At 67.3% G+C, this 18,079-nt stretch carries 19 protein-coding genes; 8 read left to right on the plus strand and 11 right to left on the minus strand.

Annotated features, from left to right (window positions below; translation table 11 throughout):
* Positions 1-3 precede the first annotated feature (3 nt).
* Both ACSVDO_RS01045 and ACSVDO_RS01050 read left to right on the plus strand, forming a co-directional pair.
* Complete coding sequence (locus ACSVDO_RS01045; RefSeq protein WP_489594634.1) at positions 4-1,518, plus strand: amidase; 1,515 nt, start codon at positions 4-6, stop codon at positions 1,516-1,518.
* Positions 1,515-2,702 carry an NAD(P)/FAD-dependent oxidoreductase gene (locus tag ACSVDO_RS01050; RefSeq protein ID WP_489594635.1) on the plus strand — a complete coding sequence of 396 codons (1,188 nt, stop codon included), beginning with the start codon at positions 1,515-1,517 and terminating at the stop codon, positions 2,700-2,702. The genes ACSVDO_RS01045 and ACSVDO_RS01050 overlap by 4 nt, the downstream gene beginning before the upstream one ends.
* A 43-nt stretch (positions 2,703-2,745) precedes the next feature.
* Here the strand turns inward: ACSVDO_RS01050 and ACSVDO_RS01055 are convergent, their stop codons facing one another.
* Positions 2,746-4,425 carry a 2-isopropylmalate synthase gene (locus ACSVDO_RS01055; protein ID WP_489594636.1) on the minus strand — a complete coding sequence of 560 codons (1,680 nt, stop codon included), beginning with the start codon at positions 4,423-4,425 and terminating at the stop codon, positions 2,746-2,748.
* 277 nt (positions 4,426-4,702) lie between these two features.
* On the opposite strand from ACSVDO_RS01055, the gene ACSVDO_RS01060 reads away from it, so the two are divergent.
* On the plus strand, positions 4,703-5,503 hold the full coding sequence (locus tag ACSVDO_RS01060) for an AraC family transcriptional regulator (RefSeq protein ID WP_489594637.1): 801 nt from the start codon (positions 4,703-4,705) through the stop codon (positions 5,501-5,503).
* A gap of 19 nt (positions 5,504-5,522) precedes the next feature.
* On the opposite strand, the gene ACSVDO_RS01065 is transcribed toward ACSVDO_RS01060, so the two are convergent.
* Entirely contained in the window at positions 5,523-6,311 is a 789-nt protein-coding gene (locus ACSVDO_RS01065) for an AraC family transcriptional regulator (RefSeq protein WP_332536872.1), read from the minus strand.
* A gap of 101 nt (positions 6,312-6,412) precedes the next feature.
* Here ACSVDO_RS01065 and ACSVDO_RS01070 point away from each other — a divergent pair, with 101 nt between their 5' ends.
* Both ACSVDO_RS01070 and ACSVDO_RS01075 read left to right on the plus strand, forming a co-directional pair.
* Positions 6,413-6,667 (plus strand): hypothetical protein, encoded by a 255-nt coding sequence (locus ACSVDO_RS01070; protein ID WP_332536874.1) that lies wholly within the window; start codon positions 6,413-6,415, stop codon positions 6,665-6,667.
* The gene (locus ACSVDO_RS01075) at positions 6,664-7,290 is read left to right on the plus strand and encodes a pyridoxamine 5'-phosphate oxidase family protein (protein WP_332536875.1); all 627 of its coding nucleotides are present in this window, start codon (positions 6,664-6,666) and stop codon (positions 7,288-7,290) included. The genes ACSVDO_RS01070 and ACSVDO_RS01075 overlap by 4 nt, the downstream gene beginning before the upstream one ends.
* Before the next feature lie 205 nt (positions 7,291-7,495).
* Here the strand turns inward: ACSVDO_RS01075 and ACSVDO_RS01080 are convergent, their stop codons facing one another.
* Positions 7,496-8,299, minus strand: a complete 804-nt coding sequence (locus ACSVDO_RS01080) for an exodeoxyribonuclease III (RefSeq protein WP_489594638.1) — start codon at positions 8,297-8,299, stop codon at positions 7,496-7,498.
* A gap of 11 nt (positions 8,300-8,310) precedes the next feature.
* Between ACSVDO_RS01080 and pyrE the strand changes: the two genes are divergently transcribed.
* Positions 8,311-9,021: an orotate phosphoribosyltransferase gene (gene pyrE / locus ACSVDO_RS01085; RefSeq protein ID WP_332536878.1), complete on the plus strand. Its 711-nt coding sequence runs from the start codon at positions 8,311-8,313 to the stop codon at positions 9,019-9,021.
* An 8-nt stretch (positions 9,022-9,029) separates the two neighbouring features.
* The gene (locus ACSVDO_RS01090; protein ID WP_489594639.1) at positions 9,030-9,683 is read left to right on the plus strand and encodes a DUF4124 domain-containing protein; all 654 of its coding nucleotides are present in this window, start codon (positions 9,030-9,032) and stop codon (positions 9,681-9,683) included.
* 7 nt (positions 9,684-9,690) lie between these two features.
* Here the strand turns inward: ACSVDO_RS01090 and ACSVDO_RS01095 are convergent, their stop codons facing one another.
* From ACSVDO_RS01095 to gatC, 8 genes are all read right to left on the minus strand, one after another.
* On the minus strand, positions 9,691-10,065 hold the full coding sequence (locus tag ACSVDO_RS01095; RefSeq protein WP_332536880.1) for a hypothetical protein: 375 nt from the start codon (positions 10,063-10,065) through the stop codon (positions 9,691-9,693).
* Between the two features lie 47 nt (positions 10,066-10,112).
* Positions 10,113-11,261, minus strand: a complete 1,149-nt coding sequence (locus tag ACSVDO_RS01100; protein WP_332536882.1) for a GTP pyrophosphokinase — start codon at positions 11,259-11,261, stop codon at positions 10,113-10,115.
* Positions 11,262-11,351: 90 nt separating this feature from the next.
* On the minus strand, positions 11,352-11,582 hold the full coding sequence (locus ACSVDO_RS01105; RefSeq protein WP_332536884.1) for a hypothetical protein: 231 nt from the start codon (positions 11,580-11,582) through the stop codon (positions 11,352-11,354).
* 207 nt (positions 11,583-11,789) lie between these two features.
* A complete protein-coding gene (locus ACSVDO_RS01110) occupies positions 11,790-12,032 on the minus strand; it encodes a hypothetical protein (protein WP_489594640.1) in 243 nt (80 codons plus the stop codon).
* 286 nt (positions 12,033-12,318) lie between these two features.
* On the minus strand, positions 12,319-13,428 hold the full coding sequence (locus ACSVDO_RS01115; RefSeq protein ID WP_489594641.1) for an HPP family protein: 1,110 nt from the start codon (positions 13,426-13,428) through the stop codon (positions 12,319-12,321).
* Between the two features lie 79 nt (positions 13,429-13,507).
* Positions 13,508-14,953 (minus strand): Asp-tRNA(Asn)/Glu-tRNA(Gln) amidotransferase subunit GatB, encoded by a 1,446-nt coding sequence (gatB, locus tag ACSVDO_RS01120; RefSeq protein ID WP_332536888.1) that lies wholly within the window; start codon positions 14,951-14,953, stop codon positions 13,508-13,510.
* Positions 14,954-14,977: 24 nt separating this feature from the next.
* Positions 14,978-16,480, minus strand: coding sequence for an Asp-tRNA(Asn)/Glu-tRNA(Gln) amidotransferase subunit GatA (gene gatA, locus ACSVDO_RS01125; protein WP_332547933.1), 1,503 nt, complete (start codon positions 16,478-16,480; stop codon positions 14,978-14,980).
* Positions 16,481-16,492: 12 nt separating this feature from the next.
* Entirely contained in the window at positions 16,493-16,792 is a 300-nt protein-coding gene (gatC, locus tag ACSVDO_RS01130; protein WP_332536892.1) for an Asp-tRNA(Asn)/Glu-tRNA(Gln) amidotransferase subunit GatC, read from the minus strand.
* A 210-nt stretch (positions 16,793-17,002) separates the two neighbouring features.
* Here gatC and ACSVDO_RS01135 point away from each other — a divergent pair, with 210 nt between their 5' ends.
* Positions 17,003-18,046: a rod shape-determining protein gene (locus ACSVDO_RS01135; protein WP_213301347.1), complete on the plus strand. Its 1,044-nt coding sequence runs from the start codon at positions 17,003-17,005 to the stop codon at positions 18,044-18,046.
* Positions 18,047-18,079: the final 33 nt, after the last annotated feature.

Consider the following 18,079-nt stretch of genomic DNA (forward strand, 5'->3'; position numbering starts at 1 on the left):
ACGATGACGCTCAGCGTGCAGGAATACCTCAGGGCCGATGCCACCGCCCTGGCGCAGATGGTGAGCGGCGGCGAAGTCAGCGCCGCCGAACTGCTGGAGATCGCCAGCGCGCAATTGCAGCGGCTCAACCCGGTGCTCAACGCCGTCAACCTGACCATGCTGGAGCAGGCGCAGCAAAGGCTGCACGGGCCCCTGCAGGGTCCGCTGGCCGGAGTTCCCCTCCTCATCAAGGACGCCATCCAGGACTATGCGGGCCTGCCCACGTCAAACGGCAGCCGCGCGTTCCGCCATGCACCAGCCCGCCAGCACTCGGCGGTCGTGCAGCGGCTGCTGGATGCGGGCGCGGTGATCATCGGCAAGACCAACACGCCCGAGCTGGCGCTCAAGGGCTTCACCGAGCCCGCGGCGTTCGGCATCACGCGCAATCCCTGGGATCTGTCGCGCACCCCCGGCGGCTCCAGCGGCGGCTCGGCCGCGGCCGTGGCGGCAGGCATCGTGCCCATGGCCGGCGCCAACGATGGCGGCGGCTCCATCCGCATTCCCGCGGCCTGCTGCGGGCTGTTCGGTCTGCGCCCGTCGCGCGGGCGCGTTCCGGCCGGGCCGGCGGTGGGGGAAATCTGGGAAGGGGCGTCCAGCGACCTGGTGGTCTCGCGCAGCGTGCGCGATGCGGCTCTGGCCCTCGATGTGCTGTCGGGGCCGGCCTGCGGCGATGCGTTTGCCATCGCGGCGCCCGCCAGTCCTTTCGCGCAGACGCTGGCGCACGATCCGGGGCGGCTGAGAATCGCCTTCTGCACCGAGTCCCCGCTGGGCACCGACGTGCACCCCGAAGCGGTGGCCGCGGTGCGCCACGCGGCGCAGCTGCTGGCCGCGCTCGGCCATGACGTGGTCGAGGCGCGCCCGCAGTACGACGGCCAGGCGCTGGCGCGCTGCTACCTCGAGATGTATTTCGGCCAGGTGGCGGCCACGCTGGCGGATGCGCGTGCGGCGGGCGCGCGCAGCGCCGATTTCGAGCTCGGCACGCGCCTGCTCGAAGCCCTGGGCAAGGCCGCAAGCGCGGGCGACTATGTGCGCAGCCACCGGCGCTGGAATGTCTTTGCGCGCGCGCTGGGCGAATTCCACACGCGCCATGATCTGTTTCTCACGCCCACGCTGGCCTGTCCTCCCGTGCGCCACGAGCAGACCGTGATGCCCGCAGCGCAGCAGCGCGGGCTGTCGTTCCTGCTGCGCAGCGGCGCGCTGGGCGTGCTGGCGCGGCTGGGAATGATGGAGAAGCCGCTGGCCGATCTGTCCGCGCAGAACCTGAGCTATGTGCCTTTCACGCAGCTGGCCAACCTGACCGGCACGCCCGCGATGAGCGTGCCGCTGCATTGGACGGCCGACGGCCTGCCCCTGGGCGTGCAGTTCATCGGGCCGTTCGGCAGCGAAGCCTTGCTGCTGCAGCTCGCGCACCAGCTCGAAGGCGCCCAGCCCTGGATGCAGCGCCTGCCCGCGCTGGCGCTGCAGGGAGCCGTGCAATGAGCGTCTGCATCATCGTCGGCGCCAGCCACGCCGGCGCCCAGCTGGCCTTCAGCCTGCGGCGCGAAGGCTGGAGCGGCGCCATCGTGCTGATCGGCGACGAGCCGGGCCTGCCCTACCAGCGCCCGCCGCTGTCCAAGGCGGCGCTGCAGGCGGCGCAGCCCTTCGAGCCCGCGCTGATCTACAGCGCGGGCGCCTATGAGAAGGCGGACATCGCCTGCCTGCCGGGCACGCGCGTCATCGCCCTCGATCGGCAGCGCAAGCGCGTGCTGCTTGCCGATGGCCGGGCACTGCATTACGACAAGCTGGCGCTGTGCACCGGCGCCAGCGCGCGCAGTCTGGCCCTGCCCGGCCGGGCGCTGGCGGGCGTGCATGATCTGCGCACGGCCGCCGATGCGCGCGCCATCGGCGCCGCGGTGCGCCCGGGCGGGCGCGCCGTCATTCTGGGCGGCGGCTACATCGGCCTGGAGACGGCCGCGGCATTGCGCGCGCGCGGCATGCAGGTCACCTTGCTGGAGCGGGGCGAACGGCTGCTGGAGCGCGTGGCCGCGCCCGCGACCGCCGCCTACTTCGAGCGCCTGCATGCGGCCCATGGCGTTGCCATCCGCAAGAACGTGCAGGCTGGCGCGCTGCTCGGCACGGCCGGGCGCGTCACGCAATTGCAGTGCAGCGACGGCCAGCTGCTGGCCGCCGACCTGGTGGTGCTGGGCGTGGGCGTGGCGCCCAACATGGCACTGGCGCAGCAGGCGGGTCTGGCCACCGGCGACGGCATCCTGGTCGATGAGTTTGCCCGCACGTCCGACCCCGACATCGTTGCCGCGGGCGACTGCGCCTTCCATCCCAACGCGCTGCTGGGCTTTTCCCTGCGGCTGGAATCTGTGCCCAATGCCGTGGAGCAGGCCGCAAGCGCCGCGGCCAGCGTCTGCGGCCTGCGCCGCGCCTATTGCGCCATGCCCTGGTTCTGGTCCGACCAGTACGACTGCCGGCTGCAGATCGCGGGCCTGCAGCGCGGCCACGAGCGGGTGCTGGTGCAGGCCGACGGCCCGGCCGAGGCACTGGTCGTCTGGTACATCAAGGACGAGCGCATCCTGGCCGCCGACTGCATCAACAGCCCGCGGCAGTTCATGCGGGCCAAAAAGCTGGTTGCCAGCCGCGCGCCGGCGGCGCGGCTGGTGGCTCTGGCCTGACGCCCTCCTGTGGATGGCATCTTTTCCGCACGGCCGGCGATCTTCAGCGCGCTTGCGGCGCCAGCGCGACACCCAGCCGGTTGAACGCGCCCAGCGTCGCCAGCACCGAGGCCGTGGCAATGCTTTCATGTATGCCCACGCCGAAGCGGCTGCCCGCCACATCCGGATGGGCCACTTCCACGATGCTCATTGCGCGCGCCTGGGCGCCGCCCTCCAGGCTGCGCTGCTCGTAGCTGTCCACGCGCAGCGCCGGGTCCAGCGCCGCGACCGTGGCCGCAATCGGGCCGTTGCCGCGGCCGCGGCGCTCGATCCCGCCGGTTCGCGCCATGTCGTCCAGCTGCAGGTTCAGCGTGTCGCCTTCGGCGCCTTCATGCAGGGTGTGGCCGAGGTAGCGGCAGCTGCCGCGCTGCAGCGCATCCAGATAGGTCTGCTGGAACAGCTGCCAGATCTGCGCGCTGGCGATCTCGGTTTCGCTGGCATCGGCGTGCTTTTGCACGATGGCGCTGAACTCGATCTGCATGCGCCGCGGCATCACCACGCCATGGTCGCGCTCGAGCAGGTAGGCAATGCCGCCCTTGCCGGACTGGCTGTTGACCCGCACGATGCTGTCGTAGGTGCGGCCCAGGTCCTTGGGATCTATGGGCAGGTAGGGCACGCGCCAGGGGCCGTCGGGCTGCTGCGCGGCAAAGCCCTTGGCAATCGCGTCCTGGTGCGAGCCCGAGAAAGCGGTGAACACCAGATCGCCGACATAGGGGTGGCGCGGATGGATGGGCAGCGCCGTGCACTCCTCGACGATGCGCGCCACGCCCGCGATGTCGGAGAAGTCCAGGCCGGGCGAAATGCCCTGCGTGTAGAGGTTCAGCGCCAGCGTCACCAGGTCCAGGTTGCCGCTGCGCTCGCCATTGCCGAACAGGCAGCCTTCGACGCGCTGCGCGCCGGCCAGCAGCGCCTGCTCGGCGCAGGCCACGCCGGTGCCGCGGTCGTTGTGCGGGTGCACCGACAGCACGATGTGTTCGCGCCGCTGCAGCCGCCGGTGCATCCACTCGATCTGGTCGGCAAAGACGTTGGCGGTCGACACCTCGACCGTGGTCGGCAGGTTGACGATCATGGGGCGGGCCGGGCCCGCGTCCCAGGCCGCGATGGCCGCGTTGCAGACCGCGAGCGAGACCTCGAGCTCGGCCATGCAGAAGGTTTCGGGCGAATATTGCAGCACCCACTGCGTCTCGGGCGCGGCGTCGGTGAGCTCGCGCAGCAGGCGCACATGCTGCTCCACCATGGCGATGATCTGCACCACGCTCAGGCCGAAGACCAGCTCGCGCCAGGCCGGCGCGATGGCGTTGTACAGGTGAACTATGACCCGGCGCGCGCCGCGCACGCTGCGCACCGTCTCGCGTATCAGGTCCTCGCGCAGCTGGGTCATGACCATAGGCGTCACGTCGTCGGGAATCAGCTGCTGGTCGACCAGCGTGCGCACGATGTCGAAGTCTGTTTTGGAAGCGGCCGGAAAGCCCAGCTCGATTTCCTTGAAACCCAGCCGTACGAGTTCGTTGAACAGCTTGAGCTTGCGCGCCCCGCTCATGGGCTCGAACAGCGCCTGGTTGCCGTCACGCAGGTCGGTGGACAGCCAGATCGGCGCCGCGGTGATGGTGCGCGCCGGCCAGCTGCGCTCGGGCAGATCGACGGGCGGCTGGGGACGGTACTTCTGTTGGGGATGGGAAAGCATGGGAAACCTCGTCAGGACATGAAGGACATGCCTGATTTCCCCTGCTGGCATACGCAGCTGGCTGGAGTCGGGGTCAGGGGAAATCAGGACAGGTCATGGCGCAGGCGGCGGCGCACTGACCCCGACGAGGGGTCAGCAGCGGTAGTCGCAGGGGGCGTTGCAGGTTCATGACGTGGATTTCAAGGAAGAAGCCCAGATTAATCGCCGGCCGCAAGGCGGGCTCCATACAATTGGACGATCCCTATATGCAAATGGACATTCGATCACAGGAGCGCGTTTGCCTTCCCATCCATTGCCCGAGGCCGACCCCCACGACCATTCGGCGTATTCCTCGTGGATGACAGGCGTGGCCGCCGACTATCCGGCCGGCTTTGCCGTCGATTTCCATCGCCATGCGCGCGGCCAGCTGCTGTGCGCGCTGGACGGGGTGATGGTGGTCGAGGCCACGACCGGCCGCTGGATCGTGCCGCCCACCACCGCGGTCTGGCTGCGGCCCCATGTCCGCCACCGCATCCTGATGCGCAGCGCGGCGCGCATCTGCAGCGTGCTGGTGCTGCCCGATGCCGCGCGCGCCCTGCCGGAAACCGACTGCGTGGTCCATGTGTCGCCGCTGCTGCGCGAGCTGATTTGCGCGGCGGCGGCCCTGGGCACGCAGGTCTGCGAGACGCCGCGCGGCGAGCTGCTCGCAGCCCTGCTGCTGCAGGAGCTGCGCGAGCCCGCGGCCCTGCCTTTCCATCTGCCCTGGCCCGACGACGCGCGCATGGCGGCGGTGTGCCGCGCGATCACCGACAACCCGGCCCAGGGGCGTTTGGCGCAGGACTGGGCGCAGTCGCTGGCGATGAGCGCCAAGACCTTCCACCGGCATTTCAGCAAGAGCACGGGAATGAACTTCGGCCAGTGGCAGCTGCAGGCGCGGCTGCTCGGGGCCATGGCGGCCATCGTCTGCGGCCAGCCCTTGATGCGCGTGGCGCTGGACTGCGGCTATGAAAGCCACAGCGCGTTCACGCAGGCGTTCAAGCGCCAGTTCGGCCTCACGCCGTCGAATTTTCTGCCCGCACCGCCGTCGCCACGCGCCTGACGCCCGGGGAGGGGGCCGCTCAAAGGCGTGCGCGATACGCCGCCGGCGTCTCGCCAAAGCTGCGCCGGAACAAGCCGATGAAGGCGCTTGCGGTCGAATAGCCCAGGTCCAGGGCGATGGCCGTCACGGGCATGCCCGCGGCAAGCATTTCCAGCGAGCGCATCAGGCGGGCGCGCTGCCGCCAGGCGGTGAAATTGAAGCCGGTCTCGAGCACGAAACGCCGGCTCAGCGTGCGCGAGCTGACGCCCGCCCAGTCCGCCCAGCGCTGCAGATCCCGGTCGTCGGCGGGGTCGGCGATCAGCGCCTGCGCGATGCGCTGCAGCCGTGGGTCACGCGGCAGCGGCAGGCCGAAGGGCTCGACGGGCAGGCTGCGGATCTCCTCGAGTATCAAGGCCGCAACATGCGAGCGCGCCGTCCCCAAGGGTTCCAGAGAGTCCGGGGCCCAGGAGCAGGCCCGCAGCACGGCCTCGCGCAGCAGGCCGGAGATGCGAATGGTGCAGGCCTGCTGCGGCAGGTCGGCGCAGGCGGCTTCGGCGACATAGACGCTCCAGCCGTTATACGGGCCGTGCGATCGGCCCGAATGGAGGGTGTGTGGCGGCAGCCACACGGCATGGATTGCGGGCACTATCCACATGCCGTTTTCCAGTCCCACCGACAGCAGTCCGCGCAGCGAACCGAACAGCTGACCGCGCGCGTGCCGGTGCGGGCCGGACGCCAGCTCCTCCTCCAGGCTTGCGCCGGCCGCCAGCACGATGGGGCCGGCCGGCATGTCGACGAAGTCGCGCAATTGCAGTATCGGATCGGACATGGTGAATATGGCGGCTGGGAGCTATTGAATGGCCGATGAAGTTTACAGCCGCCACAAGGTTTGTCCTTAGGCTGGAGGCCACATATTCAGGAGAGCCGCCCATGCGCGCACAGGACATCCTTCCAGACGACGTCAACGAAGTTCACATCAACGGCACGACCATACGCAAGGGCACGGTCGGCGCATTTCTCGCCAACGCCGCGGCCCTGGACGATCCCGCCCTCATGGGCCAGGACCGCCTTGCCGTGCTGAGCGCCATCGAAGCGGCGCTTCCCGCGCTGCGCGCGCTCGGGCTGTTCAACGTGCTGGAGATCAGGAATCCACAGCTGCGCGCCTTCGTGGAGGCGCGGCCATGACAGACCAGCCGGACCTGGACCAGCTCTATGCGCCGCCTTCCGAGATGATCCAGAAGGCGGTGCTCGACCGGCTGGTCGATTTCCACATGGAATACCTCAAGGTCGCGACCTTCTTCTGCCTGGCCACGGGCAGCGAGCGCGGCCTGGACGCCTCGCCGCGCGGCGGCCCTGCCGGCTTCGTGCATGTGCTGGATCCCCACACGGTGGCCTTTGCCGACTGGCCCGGCAACAACCGCATCGAGTCGCTGCGCAACCTCGAGCGCGACGAGCGCATCGCCATGCTGTTCCTGTTTCCCGGACTGGAGATCTTCCTGCGCATCAACGGCCGCGGCCGCGTGTCGACAGCCGTGGAACTGCTGGACGAGCTGCGGGAGAAAGAGCGCCGCCCCAAGACCGCGACCGTGGTGCGCATCGATGAGGTACTGCTGCACTGCGGCAAGGCCATCAACCGCGCGGGTCTGTGGAGCGAAGGCGCGAGGAGCGAGCGCGGCGCGCTGCCGACGGTGGGGCGCATGATGGCGGCGCTTGCCCGAATGGGAGACGCCCCGACCGAGATCGGTGAGGCGCAGGTCGAGGAGATCAACGCGCATTACGACCATGCTGTCCGGCATGACCTGTACTGACACCGGCGCCGCCTCTGCCGACGACGGCGCGCGTCTTCAGCCCGCCTTCAGCCGGCCTTCAGCCCAGACCCAGATTCCGTCGCTACCGTGACTCATTGCCTGCCCGGTCTCACCTTTCTGGTGTCAGAGCGCGCGGCGTCGATCTCGGGCTCCGAACATCTGAACGACGGCGGCACCGTGCCCACCGCCTGATGCCCGCGGCGCCTCAGAGCGTGAAGTCGTAATCCACCGTGATGGGCGCGTGGTCCGAGAACTTCACATCCTTGTAGATGTGCTCGGCGCGCGCCAGCGCGGCCGTGGCCGGCGTCGCCAGGTGGTAGTCCAGGCGCCATCCCACGTTGTTGGCATAGGCCTGGCCGCGGTTGCTCCACCAGGTGTAGCAGGCGTCGGTGGTGTCGGGGCAAAGGTGACGGTAAACGTCAATCAGGCCACCAGTAGGCTCGCTTGTGTGCAACAAAGTTGTCATCCAGCTGCGTTCCTCGGGCGTGAAGCCGCTGTTTTTCTGGTTGCTGCGCCAGTTTTTCAAGTCAATGTTCTGGTGGGCGATGTTGATGTCGCCGCACAGGATGAACTCGCGCTCGCCTTTCATGCGCATCAGATGCGTGTGCATTTCGGCGAGGAAGCGGAACTTCGCGCCCTGGCGCAGTTCGCCCGACGAGCCGCTGGGAAAGTACGCGCTGATGATCGACAGCTTGCGCGTGGGCGTGTCGAAGCGCGCCTCGACATAGCGGCCCTCGGCGTCGAACTCGTGCGAGCCGAAGCCTATGACCACGTCGCTGGGCTCGTGCCGGCTGTAGATGCCCACGCCCGAATAGCCCTTTTTCTCGGCAAAATGGAAGTGCCCGCGCAACTCGGCGAGCACTTCGAAGCGCCCGGCTATATCAGCGGCCTGGGCCTTGACTTCCTGCACGCAAATACAATCCGGCGCAGTGGCCGCGATCCAGGACTCGACGCCTTTGGTCGTGGCGGAGCGGATACCGTTGAGGTTGAGGCTGGTTAATTTGAACAAGGATGGATCCAATGGTGATAGGTGACGCGCGTCAGGACGACAAGAATCTTTTGGCGCTGGAATTTGTGCGGTTTGCGGTGGACGCAGGCGTGCTGCGCTTTGGCGAATTCAAGACCAAGGCCGGGCGCATGAGCCCATATTTCTTCAATGCGGGCCTGTTTGACGACGGCGCGAAAATGGGTCGGCTGGCAGAATTCTATGCAAAAGCCATCATTGCCAGCGGCGTCGAGTTCGACATGGTCTTCGGTCCGGCCTACAAGGGCATTCCCTTGGCCGCGACCGTGGCCGTGGAACTCGCGCGCCAGGGCCGCAACGTGCCGTTCGCCTATAACCGCAAGGAAGCCAAGGACCATGGCGAAGGCGGCAGCCTGGTCGGCGCGCCGCTCCAGGGCCGGGTGCTGATCATCGACGACGTGATGTCGGCGGGCACGGCCGCGCGCGAATCGATCGCGCTGATCAAGGCCGCGGGTGCGATTCCCCATGGCGTGGCGATTGCGCTGGACCGCCAGGAGATGGCCACCGAGAATGGCCAGGACGTGGCGCACAGCGCGGTGCAGTATGTGCGCCACCAGCTGGGCATGCAGGTCTGCACCATTGCCAACCTGGCCGACTTATTGCTTTATCTGGACCAGGGCAGTGGTGATGCAGGACAATCCATGCAGGAACACCATGCGCGCGTGCTGGCCTACCGCCAGCGCTATGGAGTCAACGACAAGGGGTAATCCGGTTCATGCATTTGGTGTCCATCATCGCGAGAGTCTGGGGGGCGGCCTTGGCCGCGGCGGCCGCCGTCGTGGCTTCTCCGGCGATGGCGCTGAATGCGCCCGAGGTGGGCATCTACAGCTGCACCGATGCCCAGGGCCGGCGGCTGACCGCCGACCGCCCGATCGCCGCCTGCGTGGACCGAGAACAGCGCCTGCTGGGGCCTTCGGGCGTGGAGCGCACGCGCATAGGCCCGACGCTCACCGAAGCCGAGCGCGAGGCCCAGGCCGCACAGCGCCGCCAGCAACTGCAGGCCGAGCAGCGCGCCAGGGACGAAATCCGGCGCCAGCGCGCGCTGGCCTACCGCTATCCCGACAAGGCCGCGCACGATGCCGAGCGCGCGGCGGCCCTGGCCCAGATCGACGATGTCGCGGCGCTGGCGCAGCGGCGTGTGGACGACCTGCGCACGGAGCGCCGCAGGCTCGATACCGAAATGGAGTTCTACGCCAAGGAGCCGGCGCGCGCGCCCGTGGCCTTGCGCCGCCAGATCGCGCAAAGCGACGAGGGGCTGGCCGAGCAGGCGCGCTATCTCGCGACCCAGGAGCAGGAAAAGCGCCGGCTGCAGCAGCGTTTCGACGCCGAGCTCACCCAGCTGCGCCAGCTGTGGGCTTCGCCCCCCTGAGGCGTTTTCAGCGCTGGCGCTTGCCGCCGCGCTGCTGCTCGGTCCTGAGCAGGCGCAGCACCAACTGCAGCATGAACGCCGCGCCCCAGGCAATCGCGCCTATGAACAGCGCCAGCGATACCAGCGTGTCGGTGCTCATCAACTGTGCCAGCGCCGCGTCGGTCAGAAAGCGTCCATAGCCGGAATAGGCGGCGTAGCCCCACCAGACCAGCGCGCCCACCGCGTAGGCCCAGGCAAGGCGCCGCGCCGTGCGCCCCTGGGGCGAAGCCGCGAGCACGGCCGAGGCCGCGCGCTGCACGCGCCAGACCGCGGCCAATGTGATGAACAGCGCGGCCAGCACCGAGGCATAGAGGCGGGCAAAAGGGTAATCAGACCAATCCATGGGGCCAGAGCATAAACGCTGGCCCCGACCCCGCAAGAGACCGGGCGTCAGGCGGTGGCTTGTGCGTCCTGCTGCGTGCTCAGCCAGCGCTCGAACGCCTGGCGCATGTCGGCGCCCAGCAGGTGCTGGAAGCTGCGCTTGTCGCTGAGGTACATGCAGTGGCGTATGACTTCATAGGGACTCATGGCGTCGGTAGGATGCAGCAGCTCGAAATGCTTCTTGTAGTCCTTGACGGTGCTGATGTGCGTGCGCATGCTCTGGTTGAAGCCGGTGCGCGTGAGTCCGGGGCGGAAACTGTTGATTTCCTGGGTGAAGCTGTCGACCTTGTGCGGTGCGAACTCGAAACCGTTGAAGAAATGGTTGGCGATGCGCAGAAAGCCGAAGGCATCGAGCTGCTGGCCGCGCGTGGCGGACGGCGCGCTCGCGAGTGCCGGAGTCGAGCCGTCTTCGTCGTGCGAAGTCTCGCTCGAGCGCGGCGCCGGAATGCTGGGCTGCTCCTCGGCTTCGAGTTCCTCGTAGGCGTTGGGGCTTTCGGCCTCGGCCAGTTCCTGGGCCGTGGCGTCGCGGATTTCGCGGAACTCGCGGTCGGCGAGCTCGAACAGCGCGGCCAGCGTGTTGATGCGGCGCTTGAGGCTGCCGGGAATCGACTTCTTGTACTTGATCTGGTGATCGAGCACGCTCCAGGAGTCCTGGATGATGGTGCGGATCTGCACTTCGACGCGCGAGTCGGCATAGGACGCGTACTCGGGCAGGTTGCGCCGGGCCGCGCCCAGGCGCAGGTCCAGATGCAGGCCCTTGTAGCCGAACTCGCCTTCGGTGCTTTCGAGCGAGGCCGACTTGTCGGTGGTATCTATGACTTCGAAATGCTCGGACAGCACTTTCTTGACGCGGTGCACTTCGTCTTCGTAGAGACACACGATGCGCAGGCCTATCAGGTCGGTCACATGCTCCTGGATCGTATAAGGCTGCTGTGTGGCTTCAAGCGCCAGCAGGTATTTGCTCTGGAACTTGTGGATGCACTCTTCCCTGTCCTTGACGCGGGCTTCTATCTTCGACAGCTGCAAGCCCGGAACCTGCTTGAGCAGCGAGCGAGCCAGCGCCGCGAAAGTCTCCTTGGCCTCTTCCAGCGAATCGAGGTGCTGGTCGTAGAACTGGCGAAAGAGCTTTTTCTCAAGCTTGAAATCCAAAGAGGGCATAGAAACGGGAAATCCTGGGAAAGAAAGGAGACAGGTCGCGGCGACGGGCAGCGACCTGCGGTGGCGCGGGGGCTGGCGCGGCCTGGGGTGTCAGACGGTGCGCCACACGGTGGCGCCGCTGCCTTGCGCGGGCAGCGCGTGTATGCCCAGCACCGGGGCATGGCGCTGCAGCTGTTCCTCGATCAGCGCAATCTCCTCGTCGGAGGCCGCGCCCTGGCTGTATTCGCTGGCAATGCCCGCGGCCGTGAACGAGGACGCATCGAACTTCTGCACGATGTGGCGGAGCTTGTCGAGATCGAGCTGGGCAATGGTGGTACTCATGGCTGTGTCCCTTTCTGTCATCGCAATCAAACCCGTTGCGACCGAGCCCATGCCGGTCGTTTCACCAGCATAGTGTAGGTCAGAGCGGGCATGACAGGGAGGCCTGGCGCTGCAGACGCGGCATGCGCTTACGCAGCGCAGAATGGGCAATGGTCCCGAAGGCCGCAACCGGATCGAGGTTATCGGCGTGCCGCAATCCTGCGGCAATTATTCCGTCCTGGCCAGTTCCTCCATCAGCGCCTCGCGGATCAGCGACGCAATGCGCGTCGCCAGATCGCCGCTGACCTGCCAGTGGCGCTGGTTGACCGACACCACAAAGCCATGCGCCATGTCGGGCACATGGCGGCTCAGCGCGTAGCAGATCGCCTGCTCGCGCACGCTTGCCAGACGGGCTTCGGGCACGGGGGCCGGACCTTCGAGGTCTTCCGAGTCCAGGCCGGAAGACCACATGCTCTGTTGGTGGAGATGAGCGGGCGCGAGGAGTGCGGACATACAGATGCTCCTGATATCTGAGCGTGAAAGGGGGCACAACGGTGTTTCTGCATGCAATGCCGCAACATCCGTGCCATCCGATTCAGCCGCACCAGCCCTTCCGGCCGAACTCCCAAGTATTTGATTTCATTGGGTTTTATCTGGCGCCGCAAGCATGTCGCGTGACGGCGTTACGTCGCTTGTCACGTTACCTGGGACGTAACGCCGGGGCGCACGGGCCAACCCATGTGTCGCCGGGCGGCCCCTAGCGCAGCTGGAGCAGCGCGCGAATCACGTCGCTGCGAGTGATCAGGCCCGCGAGCTGGTGGCCGCGCAGCACGGGAATGAAAGCCACGGTGTGCTGGGCCAACGTGCCCAGCAGCTCGCCCAGCGGCGTGGCCTCCTGCACGCAGATCTCCGGCGCGCGCATCAGCTTGCGCACGGTCGCGGCTGGCGTGCGCGGCTGCAGCAACTGCCGCCAGCGGCTGCGCCGGTGGCCTTCCCAGAGCCAGTCGAACAGGTCGGAGCGCAGCAGCAGGCCCAGCAGTTCGCCTTGCGCGCCGACCACGGGCAGGCTCTTGACCAGATGGCGGTGGAACAGGTCGGCGACGGTTTCCAGCGAGTCCGTGGGGGCTACGGTCAGCAGCTTGGCCGACATGACTTCGCCGCAGGTCACGGCCGCAAAGCGCCGCTGTATGGCCTGCTCTTCGGCCGCGGCCAGCAGTTCGCCCAGGTCGTCGGGGCTCAGGTTGTACGACTGGTCGAAGCGCGTGAGCAGGGCCGCGAGCTCATCGTTGCTCAACGCCAGCCGGCCCGCGGCCGGCGTGCGCGCCTGTGCGGGCGGCTTGTGGCGCAGCGGATAGATGCGGCGCGTCGCGCGGTGGTAGAACACGCCGGCCAGCACCAGCGCCAGGGTCAGCAAAAAGACGGTGGCAATCAGATGCCAGCCCAGCGGCACCAGCTTTGCCGCGGCCAGCACGACCAGCAAGGCCATCGCGCCGCCCGGCGGATGCAGCGCGCGGCACATCAGCATCACTGCAATCGCCCCGCCGACGGCAATGGCTTCGGGCCAGGGGCTGGGCAGGTGGGGCAGGGCGGCAAGCAGCAGCAGGGCCCAGAGCGCCGACAGCGTATTGCCCATGATTGCCGGCCAGGGCTGGGCCAGCGGGCTGTTGGGCACGGCAAACACCAGCACGGCGCTGGCGCCCAGCGGCGCGAACAGGAACAGCAGGCCGTGGGCCGCGCCTATCCAGACCAGCAGGCCCGACAGCGCCAGGCCCAGGGCCGCGCCCAGCGAGCTGTGCAGCAGTTCGCTGCTGGACGGGCGCTGGGCCAGCGGGCCCCAGCTGCCCAGGATGCGCGTGAGAGATTGCATGACGACGGGGCAACGCCGCAAGGCGCAGCCCGGAAAAGCGGCGCCCGCGGCTGCCCAGGCAGTCTGCGGGCGCTGGAACTCAGGCGAGTTTGGCCTTGAGTAGATCGTTGACCTGGCCAGGATTGGCCTTGCCCTTGGAGGCCTTCATCACCTGGCCGACCAGCGCGTTGAACGCCTTGTCCTTGCCCGCGCGGTATTGCTCGACGTTGCCGGGGTTGGCGGCGATGACTTCGTCAATGATGGCTTCGAGCGCACCGCTGTCGTTCATCTGCTTGAGGCCCTTGGCTTCGATGACGGCGTCGACGTTGTCGGCCTCACCAGCCCAGAGGGCTTCGAACACCTGGCGCGCGGCGTTGTTGCTGATCGTGCCGTCGGAGATGCGGGCGATGAGCTGGGCCAGCTGGGCGCTGCCCACCTTGGCGTCGGCAATGCCGATTTCCTCGGTGTTCAGGCGGCGCGAGATCTCGCCCATGATCCAGTTCGACGCCAGCTTGGCCTGGCCGCAGGCCTGGGCCACGGCCTCGAAATAGCTGGCCATGTCCTGGCTCTGGGTCAGCGTGGTCGCGTCGTACTCGGGCAGGCCGTAGTCGGCGACAAAGCGCGCGGCGCGCTGGCGCGGCAGCTCGGGCATGCCCGCGCGCACTTCGTCGACCCAGCTTTGCGCGACCACCAGCGGCGGCAGGTCGGGATCGGGGAAGTAGCGGTAGTCGGCCGCGTCTTCCTTGGTGCGCATGGCGCGCGTCTCGCCCGTGTCGGGGTTGAACAGCACCGTGGCCTGCTGGATGCTGCGGCCGTCCTCGATCTCCTCGATCTGCCAGCGGATCTCGTAGTCGATCGCCTGCTGCATGTTCTTGAAGCTGTTGAGGTTCTTGATTTCACGGCGCGTGCCCAGGGGTCCGCCGGGCTTGCGCACGGAGACGTTGGCGTCGCAGCGGAAACTGCCTTCCTGCATGTTGCCGTCGCAGATGCCAATCCAGGTCACGACCTTGTGCAGCTCGCGCGCATAGGCCACGGCTTCCTCGGTCGAGCGCATGTCGGGCTGGGTGACGATTTCCAGCAGCGGCGTGCCGGCGCGGTTCAGGTCGATGCCCGACTGGCCGATGAAGTCCTCGTGCAGCGACTTGCCCGCGTCCTCTTCGAGGTGGGCGCGTTCCAGGCGCACAGTCTTCTTTTCCTCGCCAAGGAAGAACGACACTTCGCCGCCCTGCACCACGGGAATTTCAAACTGGCTGATCTGGTAGCCCTTGGGCAGATCGGGGTAGAAGTAGTTCTTGCGCGCGAAGATGCTGCGCGGCGCAATCTTCGAGCCCAGCGCCAGGCCGAGCTTGATCGCGCATTCGACGGCCTTCTTGTTCATCACCGGCAGCGTGCCGGGCAGGGCCATGTCGACCGCGCAGGCCTGGGTGTTGGGCTCGGCGCCGAAGGCCGTGGCCGCACGGCTGAAGATCTTCGATTGGGTCGCGAGCTGGGCATGGGTCTCGAAGCCGATGACGACTTCGTAACCGTGAATGAGTTTGGCAGTCATGGGTAAGTGGTTCTCCCGGCGTGATTACAGGGCCAGGCCCGCGGGTTGGCGCAGGTGGAAATCGGTGGCTTGCTGGAAGCGGTGGGCTGCATTGAGCAGCTGGCCTTCGCGGAAGTAGTTGCCAATGAGCTGCAGGCCCACGGGCATGCCGCCGGCGCCGAAGCCCGCGGGCAGGCTCAGTCCGGGCAGGCCGGCCAGCGAGGCCGGCAGCGTGTAGATGTCGGCCAGGTAGTTGGCCAGCGGGTCGCTCTTGGCGCCCAGCTGCCAGGCGACCGTGGGCGCGGCCGGGCCGGCAATCACGTCGCAGTGCTGGAACGCGGCCTGGAAGTCGTCGGCGATCATGCGGCGGATCTTCTGCGCCTGCAGGTAGTAGGCGTCGTAGTAGCCTTCGCTGAGCACATAGGCGCCGATCATGATGCGGCGCTTGACTTCGTCGCCGAAGCCTTCGGCGCGCGTCTTCTTGTACATGTCGACCAGGTCCGTGTAGCCCTTGGCGCGGTGGCCGAACTTCACGCCGTCGAAGCGCGACAGGTTGGACGAGGCTTCGGCCGGGGCCAGGATGTAATAGACGGGAATCGACAGTTCGGTGCGCGGCAGCTCGATGGGCACCAGCTTGGCGCCGAGCTTCACGTACTCCTGCAGCGCGGCGTCCACGGCCGCGCGCACGTCAGCCGACAGGCCGTCGCCGAAGAACTCGGCGGGCACGCCTATGCGCAGGCCGGCGATGTCGTTGTTCAGCGTGGCGCCGAAGTTCTCGACCGGGCGGTCCAGCGACGTGGAGTCACGGTCCAGATCGGGCCCGCACATGGCGCTGAGCAGCAGCGCGCAGTCTTCGGCGCTGCGCGCCATAGGGCCGGCCTGGTCGAGGCTGGAGGCAAACGCGATCATGCCGTAGCGCGAAGCGCGGCCGTAGGTGGGCTTGATGCCCGTGATGCCGCAGAACGAGGCCGGCTGGCGGATAGAGCCGCCGGTGTCGGTGCCGGTCACGGCCGGCGCCAGGCGCGCGGCCACGGCCACGGCCGAGCCGCCCGACGAGCCGCCGGGAACGCGCGACAGGTCCCAGGGGTTGCGCACCGGCGCGGGGGCGTCGAAGCCTATGGGGGCCACGGCCGAATTCTCGTTGGCCGAGCCCATGGCGAATTCGTCGCAGTTGAGCTTGCCCAGCGTCACGGCGCCGGCCTCGGCCAGGCGCGTGACCACGGTCGCGTCGAACGGCGAGCGGTAGCCGGCGAGCATCTTCGAGCCCGCGGTGGTGGGGAAGTCGCGCGTGACGAAGATGTCCTTGTGCGCGATGGGCACGCCGGTCAGCGTGCCCGCATTGCCCGTGGCCAGCTGCGCATCAGCGGCGCGCGCCTGGGCCAGTGTGGCTTCTTCATTGAGCGCCACATAGGCGCCCAGCGTATGCTGCGCCTTGGCGCGGTCAAGAAAGTGCTGGGCGGTCTCGACGGCGGAAACCTGGCGGGTGCGCAGCTGTTCGGCGAGCGCGGTGACGCTCAGATCGTGCAGATCGGTGGAATGCGAAGTCATGCGGGGAAAGCCTTACTCGATCACTTTGGGAACCAGGAACAGGCCGCGCTCGACGGCCGGTGCGTTCAGTTGGTTGGCTTCGCGGTTGTTGGGCTCGCTCGCAATGTCCTCGCGCAGGCGCAATTGCACGTCTTCAATGGCCGCCACGGGGTGGGACAGCGGCGCGATGCCCGAAGTATCCACAGCCTGCATCTTCTCGACGATGCCGAAAAAGCCGTTGAGCTGGGAGAGCATGCGCTCACTCTCGGCGGAGGATAGTTCAAGCCGTGCCAGATTGGCGATGCGCTCGATGTCTTGAGAGGTCAGTGCCATAGGGTTTTAGAAAGAGGAAACCAGAAGTAAAGCTGTGATCCGGGTCAAGTCGGCAGGGGTTATTCACAGGGGATACGGTATTATCTCGGCTTTGCCGCATTACCATCTTTTAGGCGGTATTTGCAGCATTGAACCCAATTGCACTCCCACCCCCCCTGATACCTGGCGATGGCCGGCCGACGCGCCGACCGTGCCTGAGAGGACTTTTGAATGTTCGGAGCTTTTCGTCGGTATTTCTCCACCGACCTGGCCATTGATCTTGGCACAGCAAATACGCTTATTTTCGCCCGTGACAAAGGCATTGTCCTGGACGAACCCTCGGTAGTCGCGATCCGCCACGAAGGCGGCCCGCACGGCAAGAAGGTGATCCAGGCCGTGGGCCGCGAGGCCAAGGCCATGCTCGGCAAGGTGCCCGGCAACATCGAAGCCATACGCCCGATGAAGGACGGCGTCATTGCCGACTTCGTGATCACCGAGCAGATGATCAAGCAGTTTATCAAGATGGTGCACCCGCGGAACATTTTTGCTCCCAGCCCGCGCATCGTCATCTGCGTGCCCTGCGGTTCGACCCAGGTCGAGCGCCGCGCGATCAAGGACGCGGCCGAAGCCGCGGGTGCGCGCACCGTGCGCCTGATCGAGGAACCCATGGCCGCGGGCATTGGCGCCGGCCTGCCGGTGTTCGACGCCTCGGGCTCGATGGTGGTTGACATCGGCGGCGGCACGACCGAAGTCGGCGTGATCTCGCTGGGCGGCATGGTCTACAAGGGCTCGGTGCGTGTCGGCGGCGACAAGTTCGACGAAAGCATCATCAGCTACATCCGCCGCAACTACGGCATGCTGATCGGCGAGCCCACGGCGGAACTCATCAAGAAGCAGATCGGCTCGGCCTTCCCCGGCTCCGAAGTGCGCGAGATCGAAGTCAAGGGCCGCAACCTTTCCGAAGGCGTGCCGCGCAGCTTCACGATTTCCAGCAATGAAGTGCTGGAAGCCCTGACCGAACCGCTCAACCAGATCGTCTCGGCCGTGAAGAACGCGCTCGAGCAGACGCCGCCCGAACTGGGCGCCGACATCGCCGAGCGCGGCATGATGCTGACCGGCGGCGGCGCACTGCTGCGCGACCTCGACCGCCTGCTGGCCGAGGAAACCGGCCTGCCGGTGCTGGTCGCCGAAGAACCGCTGACCTGCGTGGTGCGCGGCTGCGGCATGTCGCTCGATGAGCTTGACCGCTACGGAAGCATTTTCGTCAGCGAGTGAACCCGACGGCATTGCGGCAGAGGGCGAGAAGTG

The sequence above is a fragment of the Comamonas sp. DB36 genome (assembly GCF_057914905.1).